Origin of the sequence: Tritonibacter sp. SIMBA_163 (genome assembly GCF_046535935.1) — a bacterium.
GTDB classification, from domain to species: domain Bacteria; phylum Pseudomonadota; class Alphaproteobacteria; order Rhodobacterales; family Rhodobacteraceae; genus Epibacterium; species Epibacterium scottomollicae.
The window spans coordinates 1-251 of sequence record NZ_JAWJBP010000950.1 but is presented as its reverse complement, the minus strand read 5'-3'; the positions used below and the strand labels follow the sequence as shown (position 1 = coordinate 251).

General features: G+C 62.2%; 1 protein-coding gene. It reads left to right on the top strand.

Annotation, left to right across the window (positions count from 1 at the left end; translation table 11 throughout):
- A partial coding sequence (locus R0J92_RS25130) for a DUF882 domain-containing protein (RefSeq protein WP_411053686.1) occupies window positions 1–251 on the top strand: 251 nt, incomplete at both ends.

Sequence of the window (251 nt, the reverse complement as noted above, 5' to 3'; positions counted from 1 at the left end):
GTAACGAGCCGACCAAGATGGACCCGCGCCTGTTCGACCTGATCTGGCAGGTTTATCGCTCCACCGGTTCGAGCCAGTATATCACCGTCGTCTCCGCTTATCGTTCCCCGGCAACCAATGCCATGCTGCGTTCCCGTTCCGCCAACACCGGCGTTGCCAAGAAGAGCCAGCACATGCTTGGCCGCGCGCTGGACTTCTACATTCCCGGCGTTCCCCTGGCCAAGCTGCGCGGCATCGGCATGCGCTACCAG